The 16,844-nt window shown below is 70.7% G+C and carries 13 protein-coding genes; 7 read left to right on the forward strand and 6 right to left on the reverse strand.

Translation table 11 applies throughout. The features are described 5' to 3' along the window. Together ACFWY9_RS34475 and ACFWY9_RS34480 are read left to right on the forward strand one after the other, a co-directional pair. On the forward strand, window positions 1–1,623 hold a 1,623-nt coding region (locus ACFWY9_RS34475; RefSeq protein ID WP_378340830.1), incomplete at its 5' end, for an FAD-binding and (Fe-S)-binding domain-containing protein. Between the two features lie 158 nt (window positions 1,624–1,781). Beyond that, window positions 1,782–2,780 carry a DUF3800 domain-containing protein gene (locus tag ACFWY9_RS34480; protein WP_378330131.1) on the forward strand — a complete coding sequence of 333 codons (999 nt, stop codon included), beginning with the start codon at window positions 1,782–1,784 and terminating at the stop codon, window positions 2,778–2,780. A 4-nt stretch (window positions 2,781–2,784) separates the two neighbouring features. Here the strand turns inward: ACFWY9_RS34480 and ACFWY9_RS34485 are convergent, their stop codons facing one another. Further along, window positions 2,785–3,366: a TetR/AcrR family transcriptional regulator gene (locus ACFWY9_RS34485; protein ID WP_378330132.1), complete on the reverse strand. Its 582-nt coding sequence runs from the start codon at window positions 3,364–3,366 to the stop codon at window positions 2,785–2,787. An 87-nt stretch (window positions 3,367–3,453) separates the two neighbouring features. On the opposite strand from ACFWY9_RS34485, the gene ACFWY9_RS34490 reads away from it, so the two are divergent. Beyond that, window positions 3,454–4,617, forward strand: coding sequence for a serine hydrolase domain-containing protein (locus ACFWY9_RS34490; RefSeq protein ID WP_378340831.1), 1,164 nt, complete (start codon window positions 3,454–3,456; stop codon window positions 4,615–4,617). Here ACFWY9_RS34490 and ACFWY9_RS34495 read toward each other — a convergent pair. The 3 genes from ACFWY9_RS34495 to ACFWY9_RS34505 all read right to left on the reverse strand — a co-directional run bounded on the left by ACFWY9_RS34495 (window position 4,614) and on the right by ACFWY9_RS34505 (window position 6,703). Beyond that, window positions 4,614–5,033, reverse strand: a complete 420-nt coding sequence (locus tag ACFWY9_RS34495; protein WP_378330134.1) for a DUF3761 domain-containing protein — start codon at window positions 5,031–5,033, stop codon at window positions 4,614–4,616. The genes ACFWY9_RS34490 and ACFWY9_RS34495 overlap by 4 nt on opposite strands. Window positions 5,034–5,157: 124 nt before the next feature. Continuing rightward, window positions 5,158–6,096 carry a phosphotransferase family protein gene (locus ACFWY9_RS34500; protein ID WP_378340832.1) on the reverse strand — a complete coding sequence of 313 codons (939 nt, stop codon included), beginning with the start codon at window positions 6,094–6,096 and terminating at the stop codon, window positions 5,158–5,160. A gap of 40 nt (window positions 6,097–6,136) precedes the next feature. After that, window positions 6,137–6,703 carry a TetR family transcriptional regulator gene (locus ACFWY9_RS34505; RefSeq protein WP_378330136.1) on the reverse strand — a complete coding sequence of 189 codons (567 nt, stop codon included), beginning with the start codon at window positions 6,701–6,703 and terminating at the stop codon, window positions 6,137–6,139. Between the two features lie 149 nt (window positions 6,704–6,852). Between ACFWY9_RS34505 and ACFWY9_RS34510 the strand changes: the two genes are divergently transcribed. From ACFWY9_RS34510 to ACFWY9_RS34525, 4 genes are all read left to right on the forward strand, one after another. Then, window positions 6,853–9,993: a BTAD domain-containing putative transcriptional regulator gene (locus ACFWY9_RS34510; RefSeq protein WP_378330137.1), complete on the forward strand. Its 3,141-nt coding sequence runs from the start codon at window positions 6,853–6,855 to the stop codon at window positions 9,991–9,993. 103 nt (window positions 9,994–10,096) lie between these two features. Beyond that, complete coding sequence (locus tag ACFWY9_RS34515) at window positions 10,097–11,101, forward strand: alpha/beta fold hydrolase (RefSeq protein ID WP_378340833.1); 1,005 nt, start codon at window positions 10,097–10,099, stop codon at window positions 11,099–11,101. After that, window positions 11,098–12,345, forward strand: coding sequence for a cytochrome P450 (locus tag ACFWY9_RS34520; RefSeq protein WP_378330139.1), 1,248 nt, complete (start codon window positions 11,098–11,100; stop codon window positions 12,343–12,345). Before ACFWY9_RS34515 ends, ACFWY9_RS34520 begins: the two co-directional genes overlap by 4 nt. Further along, on the forward strand, window positions 12,342–13,085 hold the full coding sequence (locus tag ACFWY9_RS34525) for a thioesterase II family protein (RefSeq protein ID WP_378330140.1): 744 nt from the start codon (window positions 12,342–12,344) through the stop codon (window positions 13,083–13,085). Before ACFWY9_RS34520 ends, ACFWY9_RS34525 begins: the two co-directional genes overlap by 4 nt. A gap of 3 nt (window positions 13,086–13,088) precedes the next feature. Here the strand turns inward: ACFWY9_RS34525 and ACFWY9_RS34530 are convergent, their stop codons facing one another. After that, complete coding sequence (locus ACFWY9_RS34530; RefSeq protein ID WP_378340834.1) at window positions 13,089–14,192, reverse strand: NB-ARC domain-containing protein; 1,104 nt, start codon at window positions 14,190–14,192, stop codon at window positions 13,089–13,091. Next, entirely contained in the window at window positions 14,189–16,777 is a 2,589-nt protein-coding gene (locus ACFWY9_RS34535) for an ATP-binding protein (RefSeq protein WP_378340835.1), read from the reverse strand. Before ACFWY9_RS34535 ends, ACFWY9_RS34530 begins: the two co-directional genes overlap by 4 nt. Window positions 16,778–16,844: the final 67 nt, after the last annotated feature.

Below are 16,844 nucleotides of genomic sequence, written 5' to 3' on the forward strand. Positions count from 1 at the left end.
GAACTCATGCGCGCGCACGGCAGGCAGAGCGTCGTCTACGGCCACTACGGCGAGGGCTGCCTGCACCTGCGGCTCGACTTCGACCTGCTGTCGAAGCCCGGCGTCGCGGGGTTCCGGAAGTTCCTCGAAGAGGCCGCCGACCTCGTCGCCGCGCACGGCGGATCGCTGTCCGGCGAACACGGCGACGGGCAAGCGCGTTCGGAACTGCTGTCGCGGATGTACAGCCGGGAAATGCTCGCGCTTTTCGCGCGGTTCAAGGCGATCTTCGATCCGGACGGCCGGATGAACCCGGGGATTCTCGTCGACCCGCGGCCCATCGACGCCGATCTCCGGGTCCGCCACGCCCCGCTGGCGATCGAGGACGTCACCGTGCTCGGCTATCCCGAGGACCGCGGCAGTTTCGGGCAGGCGATGCGGCGCTGCGTCGGCGTCGGGAAATGCCGCAACACCAGCGGTCCCGGCGTGATGTGCCCGAGCTATCGCGTCACTCGCGAGGAAAAGCACTCGACGCGGGGCCGCGCGCACCTGCTCGCCGAGATGATCAACGGCGAGCTCGTCACCGACGGCTGGCGGTCCGAAGAGGTCCGTGACGCACTCGACTTGTGCTTGTCCTGCAAGGGATGTCTGTCCGACTGCCCGGTGGACGTGGACATGGCGACCTACAAGGCCGAGTTCCTGCACCAGCACTACCGGCGGCGCGTGCGCCCGGCGTCGCACTATTCGATGGGCTGGCTGCCGGTGTGGCTGCGTGCGGCCGCGCTTGCGCCGCGGCTGGCGAACGCGGTCGCCGGACGTCCCCGGCTCGCGGCGTTGCTCAAGCGGGCAGGCGGAATCGCCCCCGAACGGGACCTGCCGGAGTTCGCGCCGACGCCGTTCACTCAGGCCCGCCGTGATCTGCGCCGTCGGGCCACCGGCCCGAAACCCCTTGTGCTGTGGCCGGATTCGTTCAACAACTACCTGACACCCGGCGTGCTCGACGCGGCCACCGAGGTCCTCACCGTGGCGGGTTACGACGTCGTGCTGCCGGACCGGGGTGTCTGTTGTGGACTGACCTGGGTGTCCACCGGACAGCTCGGCGTCGCGCGGAAGGTGCTGCGCCGGACGCTTTCCGTGCTGGCGCCGTATCTCGACGCCGGGTACGAGGTGGCCGGGCTGGAACCGAGCTGCACCGCGCTCTTCCGCGGCGACCTGGCGGCGTTGCTGCCCGGCGACCCGTACGCGCAGTTGCTCGCCTCGCGCACGAGGACACTGGCCGAGTTGCTGGCGGACTCCCCGGTGGAGTTCCCCGCGCTGGACGTCGAGGCGATCACGCAGGTCCACTGTCACCAGCACGCGGTGCTCGGGTTCGCGGCGGACGAGGCCGCGCTCGCCGCCGCCGGGGTGCGCAACACCACGCTGGACTCCGGATGTTGCGGGCTGGCGGGCAACTTCGGCTTCGAACGCGGCCACTACGACGTCTCGGTCGCGTGTGCCGAGGACCGGCTGCTGCCCGCCGTGCGCGCGGCGCCGGCGGAGACGGTGGTGCTCTCGGACGGGTTCAGCTGCCGGACGCAGATCGCGCAGGAGTCGGGCCGGGAGGCACTGCACCTGGCCGAGCTCCTGCGCCGGGCCCTGCGTCGCTAGCCGAAGGGGACTTTCTCCACCCATGCCCCCGCCACCACCCTCAACGGAGACGCTTCGCGCCCGGTCTTGATCCCGAAGACGAGCTGAAGGGGACTTTCCTCGCATGTGATGAGACGAAAGTCCCCTTCGGCCCACGGTGATCGGGCAGGATCGGGAAGATGCGGGACAGTGGTCACCTCGTCGAGATCGCCTGCGACGAGTCGGGGTCCGAGGGTGAGAAGCTCATCGGCGGGGAGACCGACGTCTTCGCCCACGCCGGGGTCCGGCTGGACGTCGAGACCGCGGCGGACTGCATCCGGGAGATCCGGCGCCGGATCCGGTCCCCGGCGCTGGAGTACAAGGCCAACCACCTGCTCCGCGAGAAACACCGGCCGGTGCTCGTGTGGTTGCTCGGCGCGTCGAGCCCGCTGTACGGGCACGCGTCGTTGTATCTGGCCGACAAGGCGTTCTTCGTCGTCGGCAGGATCGTCGACCTGCTCGTGGAGGACGAACTCTCCGCGGCGAGCGCTGGTCTGTACCGCGGTGAGGAAGCGCGTGGTCTGGCGCTCACGCTGCATCGGGACGGGCTGCGCGCGTTCGGGTACGAGCGGTGGCAGGCCTTTCTGGAGGAGTTCAACACGCTCATGCGGGCCAAGAACAGGCAGGGCGAGACATCCGTCGACGCGTTCTTCGCGCTGGTCGACGTGCTGCGTCTCGACGCGACCGGCCCGGTGCACGAGATCCTGGGCCTGCTGGCGAAAGCCCGGCCCCGGGTGGAGGCCTCGCGGGTGCGGGTGCTCGATGATCCGAAGACGTTCTCGGCGCTCAATCCGCTGATCCCGGCCGTCGTCCGGGCCGTGACCCACTGGGGCGCGGGCGGCGGACCCGTTTCCGTCGTCCACGACGAACAACTCGTGCTGACCCCGGAGCGCGTCGCCCGGATCGAGGAGATTCTCGACGATCCCGCGTTGGCCCGGTTCACCTCCGGGGCCCGGTTGGCCGCACTGCGCTTCGTCGACTCGCGGTCCGATCCGCGCGTCCAGATCGCCGACTTCCTCGCCGGGGTGGCGAGGAAGATCGCGTCGGACGAACTCGCCGGACGGGGCGACGCCGAACTCACCGCGTTGCTGCGCCCTTACACGGACCCGTTTTCGCTCTGGGACGACGAACGAAGCTGAGCGGTCAGTGGCGTTCGGCGCCCGGCTCCCGCGCGGGCAGGCCGCGGAGCAGGACGTCGAGGAACAGGTCGAAGCGCGGCGCGCTGTGGCCGAGGTCGAGTGGATTCTCCTGCGCGGCGAGCCAGCCGACGACGGACGTGATGAAGATGTACCAGCTCTGTTCGGCCAGGCCGGGCTCGGCGCCCGCGTTCGTGAACGCGGTGATGACCTCCTCTCGGACTTGGCCGAAGGAGCGGGCGTTGTGGCGGTGTGGCCGTGACAGGCGGGTGGCGTAGCCGGGTACGGCGAGGAACTGGTCGTGCATGGCCCACGCGACGCGGGTGAGCCACGGCCGCCACGACCGGCCCTGCGGGCCTTCGGGCGGGAGGACGCGCTCGATCACGACCTCGCTGATCAGATCGAACAGCTGGTCGCGGTTCTTGACCCAGCGGTAGAGCGCGCCGTGGGTGACCCCCAGCCGGGCGGCGAGATCCCGCATGGTCAGCGTGTCGAGGTTCCCCGCCGCGATGGCGGCGTCGACGATCCGCTCGCGGCTGATCTGCGCGGGGCGCCCCGGGCGCTGTCGGGTTGTCGCGGCGTCGGCCATGACGAGGACTTTACGAGACCGGCCTGGGTGAGGACGACCACACCATGGTTTATAACCATTGGTCACAAATCCTGTTAGCCTTGCCGCATGGACATCACGACAGCATTGAAGGAAGACAGCGCGATCAACGGAACCGTTGCCGACGGCTTCGAGCCGGTGCGGGACGAGTTCGCCGCGGTCGTGGCGGCCGAAGGCGGCGACCTCGCCGCGCAGCTGGTCGCGTATCGGCACGGCGGGCGGGTCGTGGACCTGTGGACCGGCCCGGAGCTGGACGGCGATTCACTGCTCGGCACGTTCTCCGCCAGCAAGGGTGCCGCGCACCTGGTCGTCGCCCTGCTCGTGCAGGACGGCGTGCTGGACCTCGACGAGCGGGTCAGCCACTACTGGCCGGAATTCGGCGTGGAGGGCAAGCGGGACATCACCTTGCGCGAGCTGCTGGCGCACCGGGCGGGCCTGGTCGGCGCCGACACGGGATTCACGCTCGAGGAACTCGCCGACGACCGGGTTGTCGCCGAGCGCCTCGGTGCGCAGCGTCCGTACTGGCGACCGGGAAGCGCTTTCGGCTACCACGCGCTGGTCATCGCGGCGCTGAGCGGCGAGGTCGTCCGCCGCGCCACCGGGCGGACCATCCAGGAGCATTTCGCCGAACGGATCCGCGATCCGTACACGGTGGACTTCCACCTCGGGTTGCCCGAGGATCAGGAATCCCGTTTCCTGAGCGCGCAGCCGATGCTGACGACCCCGGAGCGGACGGCCGCGCTGGCGGCACGGGCGACCGGCGCGCACAGCCTGTCGGGTATCGCGTTCAACCGGAACCATCCGCGGAACCCGGAACTGTGGACCCTGCCGAACCACCGGACGGTCCGGGCGCTCGGGACGACCTCGTGGGGTGGCGTGGCCTCGGCACGCGGCATGGCCAGGATGTACGCGGCGGCGATCAGCTCGCTCGACGGCAGGGCGCCGCTGCTGAAGCCGGCCACGGCCGCCGCGTTCGCGCAGGTCCAGTCCATCGGCTACGACCTGGTGACCCGCGAGCACAAGGCGTTCGGGGTCGGCTTCCACGTCACGTCCGAGTACTACCCCGTGCTGGGGCAGGGCACCTTCGGGCACAGCGGAGCGGGTGGCCAGCAGGCGTTCGCCGATCCGCGCAACGGCGTGGCGTACGGCTACACCCGCCGTCGGTTCCCGTTCCCTGCCGCTGCCGCCCCGGAAAACGACCGCCTGATCCGCGCGTTGTACGCCGCGTTCTAGAGCCAGGTGCGTACGCCGCCGTGGCCGGAGCAGGTGCCCGAGCGGTGCTGGCTGTAGCTGTAGGAGCCGTCCTTGCAGAGCGCGGTCGCCCCGGCCGGATTCGAACCGGGCCGCTGCACGCACACACCGCTGGAATTGCGGTAGTGGTCGGCGTCGCATTCCGCGGGCGCGGTCGTTTTCGGTGCCGCCGGAGTGGTTTCCACCGGCGGCGGGGAATAGGTGGTTTCGGGCGGGGCGGAATACGTCGTGGTCGGCGTTGCGCTGGTGGTGGGCGGGGAATACGTCGGCGGCGTATAGGTGGGCGAAGTGCTCGGGGTGAACGCGGCCGGACTTCCGGGATTGGTGGCGGGTACGGTGCCCACGCCGCATCCCGCGATGAACAGGCAGGCGGCCACTATGACGGCGAACTTCTTCACGGTTCCTCCCCAGCCTTCTCGAGACCCGATGTCGAGTTGTCGGGGAAAACGCGCTCGCCGTTACTCGGGACAATTCCCGAAAATACCGGAAGTATGGTGGGTGAATGACGAGTTTTCCGCCGGGCTAGGCGGTCGCCCACCAGGTGCGGGCGAGCGCGTCGAGGGTGGGTTCCGGCGGTGCGGGCATAACGCGGAGATACCACGGCAGATTGCTGTACACGTGCAGCAAGGTGTACGCGAGACAGCGGCGGGCGAAGTCGTCACCGAGCTGGTCCGGACCATAGCCGTAGGCGAGCAGAAGGCGGCGCAGGAAGTCCGCGTCGCCGCTGGAGACGAACAGGCCGGTGGCCACGAAGTCGTACTCGGCCGCGCCCCGCATCGCGGGTTCGAAGTCGAAGAGGCCGGTGAGCCGCCAGCCGTCGTCGCCCGGTGCGACCATCAGGTGATCCCGCATGAACTCGGTGTGCAGCGGAACGGGTTTCGGTGTGCCGAGGTCGACCGCGGCGAGAAAACCGGGGATCTGGGCCACCCAGTCCTCGTGGAGTCCGGTGGCGCGATGATGCTCGACGGCGGCAGCGCGGCGTCCGGCGATGAACTCCGTCCAGTCCTTCGGTTCGAGGATCGCGAGTGCCGGGTCGTCGACCGCGTGCAGCGCCGCGAGCGTTTCGCCCAGTCCGGGTGCCAGCCGCCGTTTGTCCTCTGTGGACAGTTCGGGCCAGGCCTCCGCGAGCGTGCGCCCGGGAAGACGTTCCATCAGCACGTATCCCCAGCCTTCGTGCTCCCCCGAGGCTTCGACGCCGGGAGTGGGAATCGGCAGCCTGCCGTGCAGCGTTTCGAGCATGGCCAGCTCGGTGCCGAGCTCGTCGGCGTAGACCGGCGGGTAGAGCTTGAGCACGAGCTTCTCGCCGGCCGCGTACACCGGCAGCGAGCCCTCGGTGAACGGGACCACCGGTGTGCCGTCGAGCCCGATCGACTTCGTCAGCGTCGTGACGGCGGGGAGCAGGGCTTCGCGGGTGAGCGCGTCGAACTCGGCCTCGGTCGAGGCGGGCGGGAACGGCGTCATGAGCGCGACAGTAGGACACCGCCGTGAGCGGCGCGAAAGATTATTCGGTGCGTTCGAGCAGGGTCTTCGTGGCGTCGACGACCAGGCGGCAGATGTGGTCGGGGTCGGCGCTGGCGAGCGGTTCCCTGGTGGCGATCCCGCGGACGAGCCCGATGCCCAGCACCCAGGCCATGACGAGGTCGGCGCGCAGTTCGGCGTCCGGGGCGTCGGTGAGCGTCGCGAGCGTTTTGGCGTACTCGTCGCTGATCTGACGCCGGATCGCGGTGCTCGCGCTGTCGGAGGCCGCAGAACGCAGGTAGGTCGCCATCGCCCGGTGCGCCTGGCCGGTGCCGCTCGGGTCGAGGATGCTCCGCAGCGCGGCACCCAGCAGTTTCTCCGGAGAGGTCTCCGCGAGCTGCTGCTGGCCGTTGCGGGCCACCACCGCCTCGAACAGCTGCTCCTTCGTGCCGAAGTAGCGGAACAGCAGCGCCTGGTTGGCACCGGCCCGCTCGGCGATGTCCCGCACGGTCGTCCGGTCGAAGCCGCGTTCGGCGAAGAGTTCGCTCGCCGCGTCCAGCAGGGCGGCCTTGGTCGCCGCCGCGTCCCGCTTGCGGGTCTCTCGTGTCATCGCGCCTCCGTTCGCGAAGAGGCTAACCCGGCGTCGCGTTCCTGACCGCCACCCGTCCGGACGACGACGCCCGCACAAGCGGCGAGCTGCCGATTCGAAACCAGGACTCGGTTGGCGGTCCGTCAACCGTGCACGGCAAAATCACAGAGGTGAGGATCGGGATGCTGGGGCCACTCGAGGTCCGCACGGACGACGGCGTTCCGGTGGCCGTGCCGGGCGCCCGGTTGCGCGCGCTGCTGGTCGCCCTCGCGCTCGAACCCGGTCACGTGGTTTCCAAGGCGAAGCTGGTCGACTGGATTTGGGGTGAGCAGCCTCCCTCCGACGTGGCGAACGCCTTGCAGGCGTTGATTTACCGGTTGCGGAGGATAGCGCCCGGCGGGCTGGTCGAGGCGCAGTCCGGTGGGTACCGGCTGAGCGTGGAGCCCGACGCCGTCGACGCCCTGCGGTTCGAGAGTCTCGTCGGCCAGGCCCGGCGGGGCGAGGACGCGCAGCGGGCCCGGCTGCTGCGCGCGGCTCTCGAACTGTGGCGCGGCGCGGCCATGGAGGACATCGGGCTGCAGGACAGCGAGGCGTTCGATGCGGCGGTCTCCCGGTTCGAAGAGTTGCGCCTCGCGGCCTTGGAGGACCGGTTCGAGGTGGAAACGCGCCTCGGCCGCGGCCCGGAACTGCTCGCCGAGCTGACCGAGCTGGTGGCGGCGTACCCGACGCGGGAACGGTTCGCCGGCGCGCTGATGCGTGCCTTCGGCGCGGCCGGCCGGAGCACCGAGGCGCTGACCGTGTACCAGCGTACGAGGGAGGCCCTCGCCGACGCGCTGGGCGCCGAGCCTTCGCCGGAGTTGTCCGCGCTGCACGTCGCGCTGCTGCGCGACGAGCTGGCACCGCGGGAGGAGAGCCGGAAGACGAACCTGCGTGCCGAGCTGACCAGTTTCGTCGGCAAGGACGCCGACGTGACCGCGGTCGGCAAGCTCATCGGGGAACACCGGCTCACCACCCTGACCGGGCCCGGTGGCTCGGGGAAGACCAGGCTGGCCACGGAAACCGCGCGCACTCTCCTCGGGGATCTGCCGGACGGGGCCTGGCTGGTGGAGCTCGCCTCCGTCAGCGCGAGCGGGGACGTGGCGCAGGCGGCGCTCGCCGCGCTCGGCCTCCGGGACCAGGCCCTGCTCGGTGGGGTGACGAGCGGGGAGCCCGCGGACCGGCTCATCGCCGCGATCCGCGAGCGCGAGGCGCTGCTGATCCTGGACAACTGCGAGCACATGATCGAGTCGGCGGCGGCGTTCGCGCACCGGGTGCTCGGCGAATGCCGCCGGCTGCGGATCCTCGTGACGAGCAGGGAACCGCTCGGCATCATCGGTGAGGCGCTGTGGCTGGTCGAGCCGCTGGCCCTGCCCGCGGGGGACGCCGGCCTCGTCGAGATCGAGTCCTCGCCCGCCGTTCAGCTGCTGTGGGACCGGGCCTGCGCGGTGCGCAAGGACCTCGCGCGCGACGCGCGCACGCTGGCGAACATGGTGCGCGTCTGCCGCGCGCTGGACGGGATGCCGCTGGCGATCGAACTCGCCGCGGCCAGGCTGCGCACCATGTCCCTCGACCAGCTCGCCACCAGGCTCGACGACCGGTTCCGCCTGCTGACCAGCGGCAGCCGGACGGCGCTGCCGCGGCACAAGACGTTGCGCGCCGTGGTCGACTGGAGCTGGGAGCTGCTCACCGACGCCGAACGGATGGTGCTCCGCAGGCTGTCGGTGTTCTCCGGCGGGGCGAGCCTCGAAGCAGCCGAACAGGTCTGTGTCAGCGATGAGGTCGAGCAGGACCAGGTACTCGAGTTGCTCACCGCGCTGACCGAAAAATCGCTGCTGCGCACGGAGGGTGACAGCGCGCCACGCTATCGGATGATCGACACGATCAAGGAGTACGCCGGGCACCGGCTTGCCGAGGCGAGGGAATCGGATCTGGCGCGGCACGCGCATCTCGCGTACTTCACCGAGCTCACCGAGACGGCGGAACCTCATCTGCGCCGCGCCGAGCAGCTCGAATGGCTTGCCGCGCTCGAGGTCGAGCACGACAACATCGGTGGCGCGGTGCTCGACGCGATCGCGGCCGGTGACGCGCAAGGGGCGATGCGGCTCGCGGCGGCCGCCGGCTGGTACTGGTGGCTCGGCGGGCACAAGGCCGAGGGCACCGAGCTGGTCATCGCGGCGGCCACCACCCCCGGCGAGGTGACCGACGAGATCCGGGCCACGGTGTACTCGCTGGTGGTGCTGTTCGTGACGTCCGGGCAAGGTGACCAGTACCAGGCACAGGAATGGATCCACGACGCCTACCGGTTCAGCAGGCGCAGCCGCCGGCGTCACCCGCTGCTCGGGTTCTCCGCCCCGCTGGAACGCATGTTGCAGGCGCCGAACGAGTTCCTGCCCGCGTTCGACCCGCTGCTCACCGACGACGACCCGTGGGTACGCGCACTGGCCCGGTTGAACCGGGGCAACATGCGGATCATGCTCGGCCGCGACGAACCCGACGCGGACGCGGACATCGAGGCGGCGCTCAGCGAGTTCCGTGCGCTCGGCGAACGGTGGGGGACCTCCTTCGCGCTGACCTCGCTGGCGGACCGGCTCGCCATGCGCGGCGAGTTCGCCCGTGCGTGCCGGCACTACGAGCAGGCGATCGCGGTCGTCACCGAGGTCGGTGCCACCGAAGACGTCGTCCGGATGCGGACCCGGCAGGCCCAGTTGTACTGGCTGCAGGGTGACGAGCAGGCGAGCGCGGCGGCCATGAGCGAGGCGCAGCGGCACGCGGACCGGATCGCCTGGCCGGAGGCGCTGGCCGAACTGGCCATGTCGAAGGCGGAACTCGCGCGCTGGAGCGGCGACGCCGAGGAGGCACACCGGCAGGTCGCACTGGCGAAGACGTTGCTGGGCAACGGTTCGGAGATTTCCCACGTTCGCGCGGTGCGGCACGACCTGCTCGGCTACCTCACCGACGATCTCGACGAGGCCCGCGAGCACCGTGTCGAGGCGTTCCAGGCGGCCTCCGAGGCGGGGCACGTGCCGCTGATCGCGCAGGTCCTCGTCGGCGTCGCGGAGGTCGCCCTGCGCCGCGAGCAGTACGAACAGGCCGCGCAGCTGCTCGCGGCCAGCGCCGGCGTACGCGGGCTGCTGGATCGTTCCCAGCCCGACGTGGCTCGGATCGAGGAGGCCGTACGCCGTCGTCTCGGCGAGGCGGGATTCGCCGAAGCGACCCGGGAGGGTGCGCAGGCGAGCTGGCGAGAGCTGGTGGAGATCACCCTCGCTTGCTAGAGCCGGGTCGTCGATGACGACGAGGTGACGATGCGAGGACGCGCCGACGTACCTTCGGCCACGGCCGCCACTGCCGGTCGGCGGCGGAAGGACGGGGCTGGAAATGGGATCGTGGCTGCGGCGATATCAGCATGATGGTCAGCGGGCGACGGCACTTGTCTGCCTGCCCCACGCCGGGGGCACGGCCGCGATGTTCTCCCCGTGGCATGCGCTGCTGCCCGCGGACGTCGAACTGGTGGGCGTGCAGTACCCCGGTCGCCAGGACCGGATGGCGGAGCCCTGTGCCGAAAACCTCCCCGACGTCGCGGACCGGGTGGCCGCCGAGCTCGGCGAGCTGGGCGACCGGCCGATCGCGCTCTTCGGGCACAGTGTCGGCTCGGCCATCGCCTATGAGATCGCCGCCCGCCTGGAGCGGGACACCGATCTCACGGTCACACACCTCTTCGTGTCGGGGCGGAAAGCCCCGCATCGTCACCACGGCGAGCCGGACCACCGCCTCGCTGACGCGGACCTGGTCGCCGTGGTCCGGCGGTTCGGCGGCGACGTCGAGACGCTCGACGTTCCCAGCTTGTGGCCGGTCATCCTGCCGCCCCTGCGGGCCGATCTGCGGATGGCCGACAGGTACCGGCCCACACGGGTGACGGCGCTTCGCACGCCGATCACCGCGTTCGGCGGCGAACGGGACCACGTCTGCGCGCCGCCGGATCTGGAGACCTGGCGCGACGCGACGGCTGCCGGGTTCGACGTCGAAGTGTTCCGTGGCGGGCACCATTACCTGACCGAGGACGCGACGCCGGTGGTCTCGGCGATCGTGCGGCGGCTCCGTCCCGGGGCGGCCGGGCCACCGCGAGGTCCGGCGGTGCCCGCACGTCCGCCGACGGCGCTCGAACAGGAAATCACCGTGCTGTGGCGGAAAAGCCTCGACGTGCGCGAGGTCGGGGCGGACGACGACTTCTTCGAGCTGGGCGGCAATTCGCTGATCGGGATGCGGATCATCGATCAGGTAAGGGAGAGCTACGGCGTCGAGCTGTCCGTGCGCGCGTTCTACCTGGCGCGGACGCCTGCCGGAGTCGCCGAGCTGATCGAGAAGGAGAAGGTGTCGTCGTGAGGCTGACTCCCGGTGCCGGACACACCGTCGATCTCGACCGCGTCGACCTGTTCGACCCGGCGCTCTACGCCTCGGGCGATCCCCACGCGGTGTGGGACGTCATGCGAGCCGAGGCGCCGTTGCGCCACCAGGTCCTGCCGGACGGCAGGGCGTTCTGGTCGGTGACCCGGTACGAGGACGTCTGCCGGGTGCTGGGCGACCACCGGGTGTTCACCTCGGAACGCGGTACCGTCGTCACCCAGCTCGGGCAGGACGACATCGCCTCGGGCAAGCTGATGACCTCCACCGACCCGCCACGCCACACGCAGGTTCGCCGGGCGATCAGCGGCAGGCTCACCGCGCGGGCACTGGCGTCGTGGCGGGAGCGGATCCGCCAGGCCATCGTGCGCTTTCTCGAACCGGCACTCGACGGTGGCGCCTGGGACCTGGCCGAGCGGGCGTACCACCTTCCGATGGTCGTCGCGGGCTCGTTGCTGGGGATGCCGGAAGGGGACTGGGACGATCTCGTCCGGCTGACCGGCATGGTGACCGCCCCCGACGACCCGGAGTTCCGGGTCGGCAGCCAGACGATGACGCTGACGATCGCGCATCACGAGATCTTCGAGTACTTCGCCGAGCGCGTCCGGCGGCAGCGTTCGGCCGACGGCGACGCCGACAGCCTGCTCGAACACCTGATCACGGTCGGTGCGGGGAAAGCACACCTGACCGACGAGGAAATCGCCTACAACAGCTACAGCCTGCTGCTCGGCGCCAACGCGACGACGCCGCACACCGTCTCCGGCACGGTGCTCGCGCTCGCCGAACGGCCGCAGCAGTTCGACAAGGTGCGAGCCGACCCGTCGCTGATTCCGGCACTGGTCGAGGAGGGGCTGCGGTGGACCTCGGCGGCGTGCAACTTCATGCGGTACGCGACGGCCGACACCCGGGTCGGCGGCGGCACGGTCGCCGCGGGGGACGCGGTCGTCGCGTGGATCGGGTCCGCGAACCGTGACGAGTCCCAGTTCCCCGATCCGCACACGTTCGACGTGACACGAAGCGAAAACCGCCATGTCGCGTTCGGTTTCGGGCCGCACTACTGCATCGGCGCCCCACTGGCCCGGCTGACCGCCCGCGTCTTCTTCGAGGAACTGTTCCGGCTGTTCGACTCGGTCGAACTCGCCGGCGAACCACAGCACCTGAGGTCGATCTTCATCGCGGGCATGACCCATCTGCCCCTCGTCACCAGGAAGCGAGCGACGTCGTGATTCCTGCTTCCACCTCCGCGGGAAACCGGTCACCGTGGTTTCTCCGCCAGCCGTCACCGCGGCACCTGGCCCGGCTCTTCTGCTTCCCCTACTCCGGCGTGGGAGCCTCGTCCTTCCAGGGGTGGCCGACCACGATCGGCGACGTCGAGGTCTGCCCGCTCCAGTTCCCCGGCCGGGAGAACCGGATGGCCGAACCCCATTACGGTACCTACCAGAACCTCGCCGCCGCCCTGGTCGAACCGCTGGTGCCCCAGCTCGACCGGCCGTTCGCGTTCTTCGGGCACTGCTCCGGGGCGCTCGCCGCGTTCGAAACCGCGCTGGTGCTCGCCCAGCTCGGTCTGCCGGGCCCAGCCTGCCTCTTCGTGTCCGGTCAGCGGGCACCGGACGACGCCGGGCACGACCGGCTGCTCACCATGGCGGAACCCGACCTGCGTGCCGGGCTGGAATCGGTCGCCCGCGGCCGCGGCATCGAGCCGAGGCCGGACATGCTCGACATGGGCATGGCCGTGCTGCGCCGGGACATCGAAGCCCATCGCGGCTACCGCAGGCCGGAGCCGATCGCGCTGTCCTGCCCGATCGTCGTCCTGCACTGGCGGGACGACCCCGAGGTGAGCCTCGAACAGCTCGGCGGGTGGTCCCGGTACGCCGATTCGGTCGACGTCCGGGTCGTCGCCGGCGGGCACTACGACTTCCTCGGGGCACCGGACGAGCTGATGCGGCTGGTGACGCGCTGGCGCTAGCGGCTACGCCGCGCCGCCGCGTTCCCTGGCGTACTGCTCGAACGGCTCGACGGGCCACATCCGGGTGAGGGCGCCGTGGGCCAGGGCCCGAGCGTACGCCCGCACCAGCCCGTGCACGCGGTAGCTGCCCGGCTCGGCAGGCTCGACGAAATGCCGGTCGGCAAGCGCGTCGAGTGCCTGTTCGGCACGGTTCTCCGGGACGCCGGTCAGCGCGGCGGCCGCCGCGAGGTCGATCCGGTCGCCCGCCATCTCGCCGAGTGACCGGAAGAAACGCCGAAGTTCCGTTGTCAGCCGCGCGTACGAGGACAGCAGCGCGGACGAGACGCTGCGGTCCTCGGCGCGGAGCAGATCCAGCAAGCGGTCGCCGTCGGCCAGCCGGTCGGCCAGGTCCGTCACCCGCCAGCCCGGGCGATGACGAAGCCGCGCGGCGGCGATCAAGATCGCGAGTGGCAACCCGCCACAGAGCCGGACGACCGTGCTCACGGCGAGTGGCTCGTCGGCGGCGCGCTCGTCGCCGAGTGCCCGTGCGAACAGCGACCGTCCTTGTTCGGCGGTCAACACGTCGAGCGACACGGTCCGGACCTCGTCGAGGCCGGCGAGCCGGTGCCTGCTGTTGATCAGTACCAGGCAGTTCGTGGTGTCCGGCAGCAGCGGCCGGATCTGCGCGCTGCTCAGCACGTCGTCGAGGACGATCACCGCGCGGCGGGTGCGCAGGCGGGCTCGCCAGAACGCGGCACGTTCGCCGAGACCGGCCGGGATGTCGTCAGCGGGAACGCCGAGCACGGTCAGCAGGTGCCCGAGCGCGGCGGCAGGGCTCATCACCGCGCCGTGGTCGGCGTGGCTGCCCATGTCGAGGAAGAGCTGGGCGTCCCGGTAGTCCCCGGCCAGCTCCCGCGCGGCCCGGATCGTGAGCGCGGTCTTGCCGACACCGGGCATGCCGTCGATCACCACGGTGCCACCGTGCGCGGGCCGCCCGGCCGTGGCGGCGCGTGCCGTCGCGACGATCGCGCCGAGCTCCTCGGCCCTGCCGATGAGATCGGGAACATCGGGCGGCAGGGTGGACGGCCCGTGCGGCAGGCCTTCCGGTCTCGGCGCCGGCTCGTTCACCCTGATCCGCGCGCACAGCCCGCGTAGCCGGGAACCCGGTTCGGTGTGGAACTCCTCGCTGAGGACGCGCCGAGTTGCAGATACGCCTGGGTGATCGCCAGCTTGCTCTCCAGCGTGTCCATCCACGGGCCGAGTTCCGCGACCAGCGCGAGCACGGCTTTCTGGTGCGCGATCGTCTTGCCGGGCTGCTCGACCTGGAGGCACAGTTCGCCGATCCTGGTGTGCGCGACCATCAACATCCAGGACAGCTCGCCGTCGGCGAACGCGTGCGGCATCCGCTCGGCGAACGCGAGCGCGCCGTGCAGATCTCCGTCGTTCGCCCGGAGATAGCTCGCGACGTAATGGGCTGTGCCGGCCAGCCAAGGCTCGTCACTGGCACAGAGCCGCGGTAACACGGAGCTGTTCGGATCCAGCACTTCCGGCAGCGAGCACAGCACGGTCCCGACGGCCCGGATCAGCTTGTTGGGCGAGTCCGGCCGCAGGCGGCGCAAGGTCACCAGGTACCGGCCGGTGCTCGCGTGCCGCAGGAACGCCGCGTGCACCGCGCACAACGTCGTCGCGGTGCGGGCGACATCGACGTAGCCGGCACTCGGCCGGTAGTGCGACAGAATCCATTCGGCGTCCTCGATCAGCGCCCGCAGCTTCGCGTAGTCGGACTCGGCGGTCCACAGGCCCAGCAGCACCGCGGCGGTCGCGGCGACGGTCGCCCCGTCCGACAGATCGAGCCCGTGTTGCAGCGCCTGGCGCAGGTTGTCCCGCTCGATGTCGATGCGCCGGATCGCGGAACCGAAATCGGCGGTATACAGCGAATCATGCTGCGATCGGCCGAAATTCCTTGCCCAGCACAGAAAGGCGTCCAGTACGCGGTCGTCGTCACCGGCCGCGGCCCGCTGCATCGCGCCGAACTCGCGCAGCGTCTCCAACATGCGATACCGCACACCCGCGTCGGTGTCGAGCACCTTCACCAGCGAGTGATCGGCCAGCTGCGTCAGGAGGTCGAGCGCGTCCTCGCCGATCAGATACCTCGCCGAGGCCACGGTGAATCCGGTGGGGAACACCGAAACCGCGCTGAACGCCGCCTGCGCCGCCGGGGTGAGCAGGTTCCAGCTCCACTCGAACACGGCGTGCAGGGTGCGGTGGCGATGTGGCGCGTCATACGGTCCGTCGCGCAGCAAGGCGAACCGGTCGTCCAGCCGGCGGGTGATCTCGTCGACGGACATGATCCGCACGCGCGCCGCGGCGAGCTCGATGGCCAGTGGCAACCCGTCCAGGCGCCGGCAGAGCTCGGCGACCTGCTCCGCGGGCAGGTCACAGTCCGGGCGCACGGCCCGCGCGCGCTGCTCGAACAACTCCACGCTGGTGCGCAACGCCAGTTCGGGCAGCGGGTACACCGACTCCGAGTAGAGGCCGAGCGGTGCGCGGCTGGTCGCCAGCACCCGCAGCTGCGTGGTCGCCGACAGCAAGGTGGCGACCAGCTGCGCGACCTCGTCACTGAGGTGTTCGCAGTTGTCCAGTACCAGCAGCACCGGCGTCGAGCCGAGGGCGCGGACGATGCCTGCCACCTCGTCCGGGGCGAGCCCGCGCGGACCGGGACCGCGCCGGGGCAGGCCCACACCCAGGGTCGCGGCGACCTCGGCCACGCCGCCGCCCGGCTCGGTCACCCCCGCGAGCGAGACCACGTGCGCGATCCGCTGGTCCGCGTCGTGGCCGACCGCGTGGGCGAGCCGGGTCTTGCCGAGCCCGCCGGTGCCGACGATGGTCACGACCCGGGAGGTCCGGAGCAGCTTCTTGACGGCCGCGAGGTCGGTTTCGCGCCCTAGCAAGGGATTCGGCTCGTGGGGCAGCCCCCGGCGTACCGCCGGTTCGGTCGCCCACAACAGCCGCTGATGCTCGGCTCGCAGCGCGGCACCCGGATCCGTGCCGAGCGCGGCGCGCAGCTCGCGCCGGTAGGTGGTGTATCTCGTCAGTGCGGCCACCGGACCCGCGGTCGCGGCTTCGGCGCGCAGCAGTTCGAGGAGTAGTTCCTCGTCCCGCGGCTGATCGGCCGTCAGCTCCGCGAGCACGTCGAACGCTTCGGCGTGCCGGCCGAGACGGCCCAGCGCCAGCGCGCGAGATCGGCGAAGCGCGTGGAAGGTCGAGGCCCGCTCGGCCCGCAGCTGGGCGACCGGATCCGTGCCCGTCATCTCGTCGACAGCGGCGCCGTCCCAGTACGCGAGCCCCGTCTCGGCGTGCCGCAGCGCCCCGGCATGGTCGCCTTCGCGTGCACATCGCGTCGACGCCGCGGCTTCGATGAGCACCGCGGAGACGTCGACCTGGTCCTCTCGTAACGCGAGCCGGTAGCCGGTCGACGTCCGGACGATGACGTCCGGGCCGACCTGTGCCCGAAGCCGGGAGACCAGGATCTGCAGGGCCTTGGCCGGATTCACCGGCCGTTTGTCCCACCAGAGCCCGGTGACCAGCTGGTCGGCGCCGACCCCGGTGTGCAGTTCTCTGGCAAGAAGCGCGAGCAGGCCGCGTAGCCGGGCTCCGTTGAGCTCGCGGCCGAGGTAAGCCACCCGGGTGAGGATGGTCAACTCGGTGGGCACCGCGTCAGAATAGTCAGGTCGGTCCGGGTTAGCGAACCGTTTCATGCTCGAAAAGGTTCGCGCACCG

This window comes from Amycolatopsis sp. NPDC059027, from assembly GCF_042739735.1.
Classification (GTDB): domain Bacteria; phylum Actinomycetota; class Actinomycetes; order Mycobacteriales; family Pseudonocardiaceae; genus Amycolatopsis.

What these genes read in the sequence shown, in the direction of transcription:
- ACFWY9_RS34485 (WP_378330132.1), bottom strand. Translation starts at nt 3,366, where the DNA reads ATGGCCGACGCCGCGACAACCCGACAGCGCCCGGGGCGCCCCGCGCAG.
- ACFWY9_RS34515 (WP_378340833.1), top strand. Translation starts at nt 10,097, where the DNA reads ATGGGATCGTGGCTGCGGCGATATCAGCATGATGGTCAGCGGGCGACG.
- ACFWY9_RS34490 (WP_378340831.1), top strand. Translation starts at nt 3,454, where the DNA reads ATGGACATCACGACAGCATTGAAGGAAGACAGCGCGATCAACGGAACC.
- ACFWY9_RS34500 (WP_378340832.1), bottom strand. Translation starts at nt 6,096, where the DNA reads ATGACGCCGTTCCCGCCCGCCTCGACCGAGGCCGAGTTCGACGCGCTC.
- ACFWY9_RS34505 (WP_378330136.1), bottom strand. Translation starts at nt 6,703, where the DNA reads ATGACACGAGAGACCCGCAAGCGGGACGCGGCGGCGACCAAGGCCGCC.
- ACFWY9_RS34480 (WP_378330131.1), top strand. Translation starts at nt 1,782, where the DNA reads ATGCGGGACAGTGGTCACCTCGTCGAGATCGCCTGCGACGAGTCGGGG.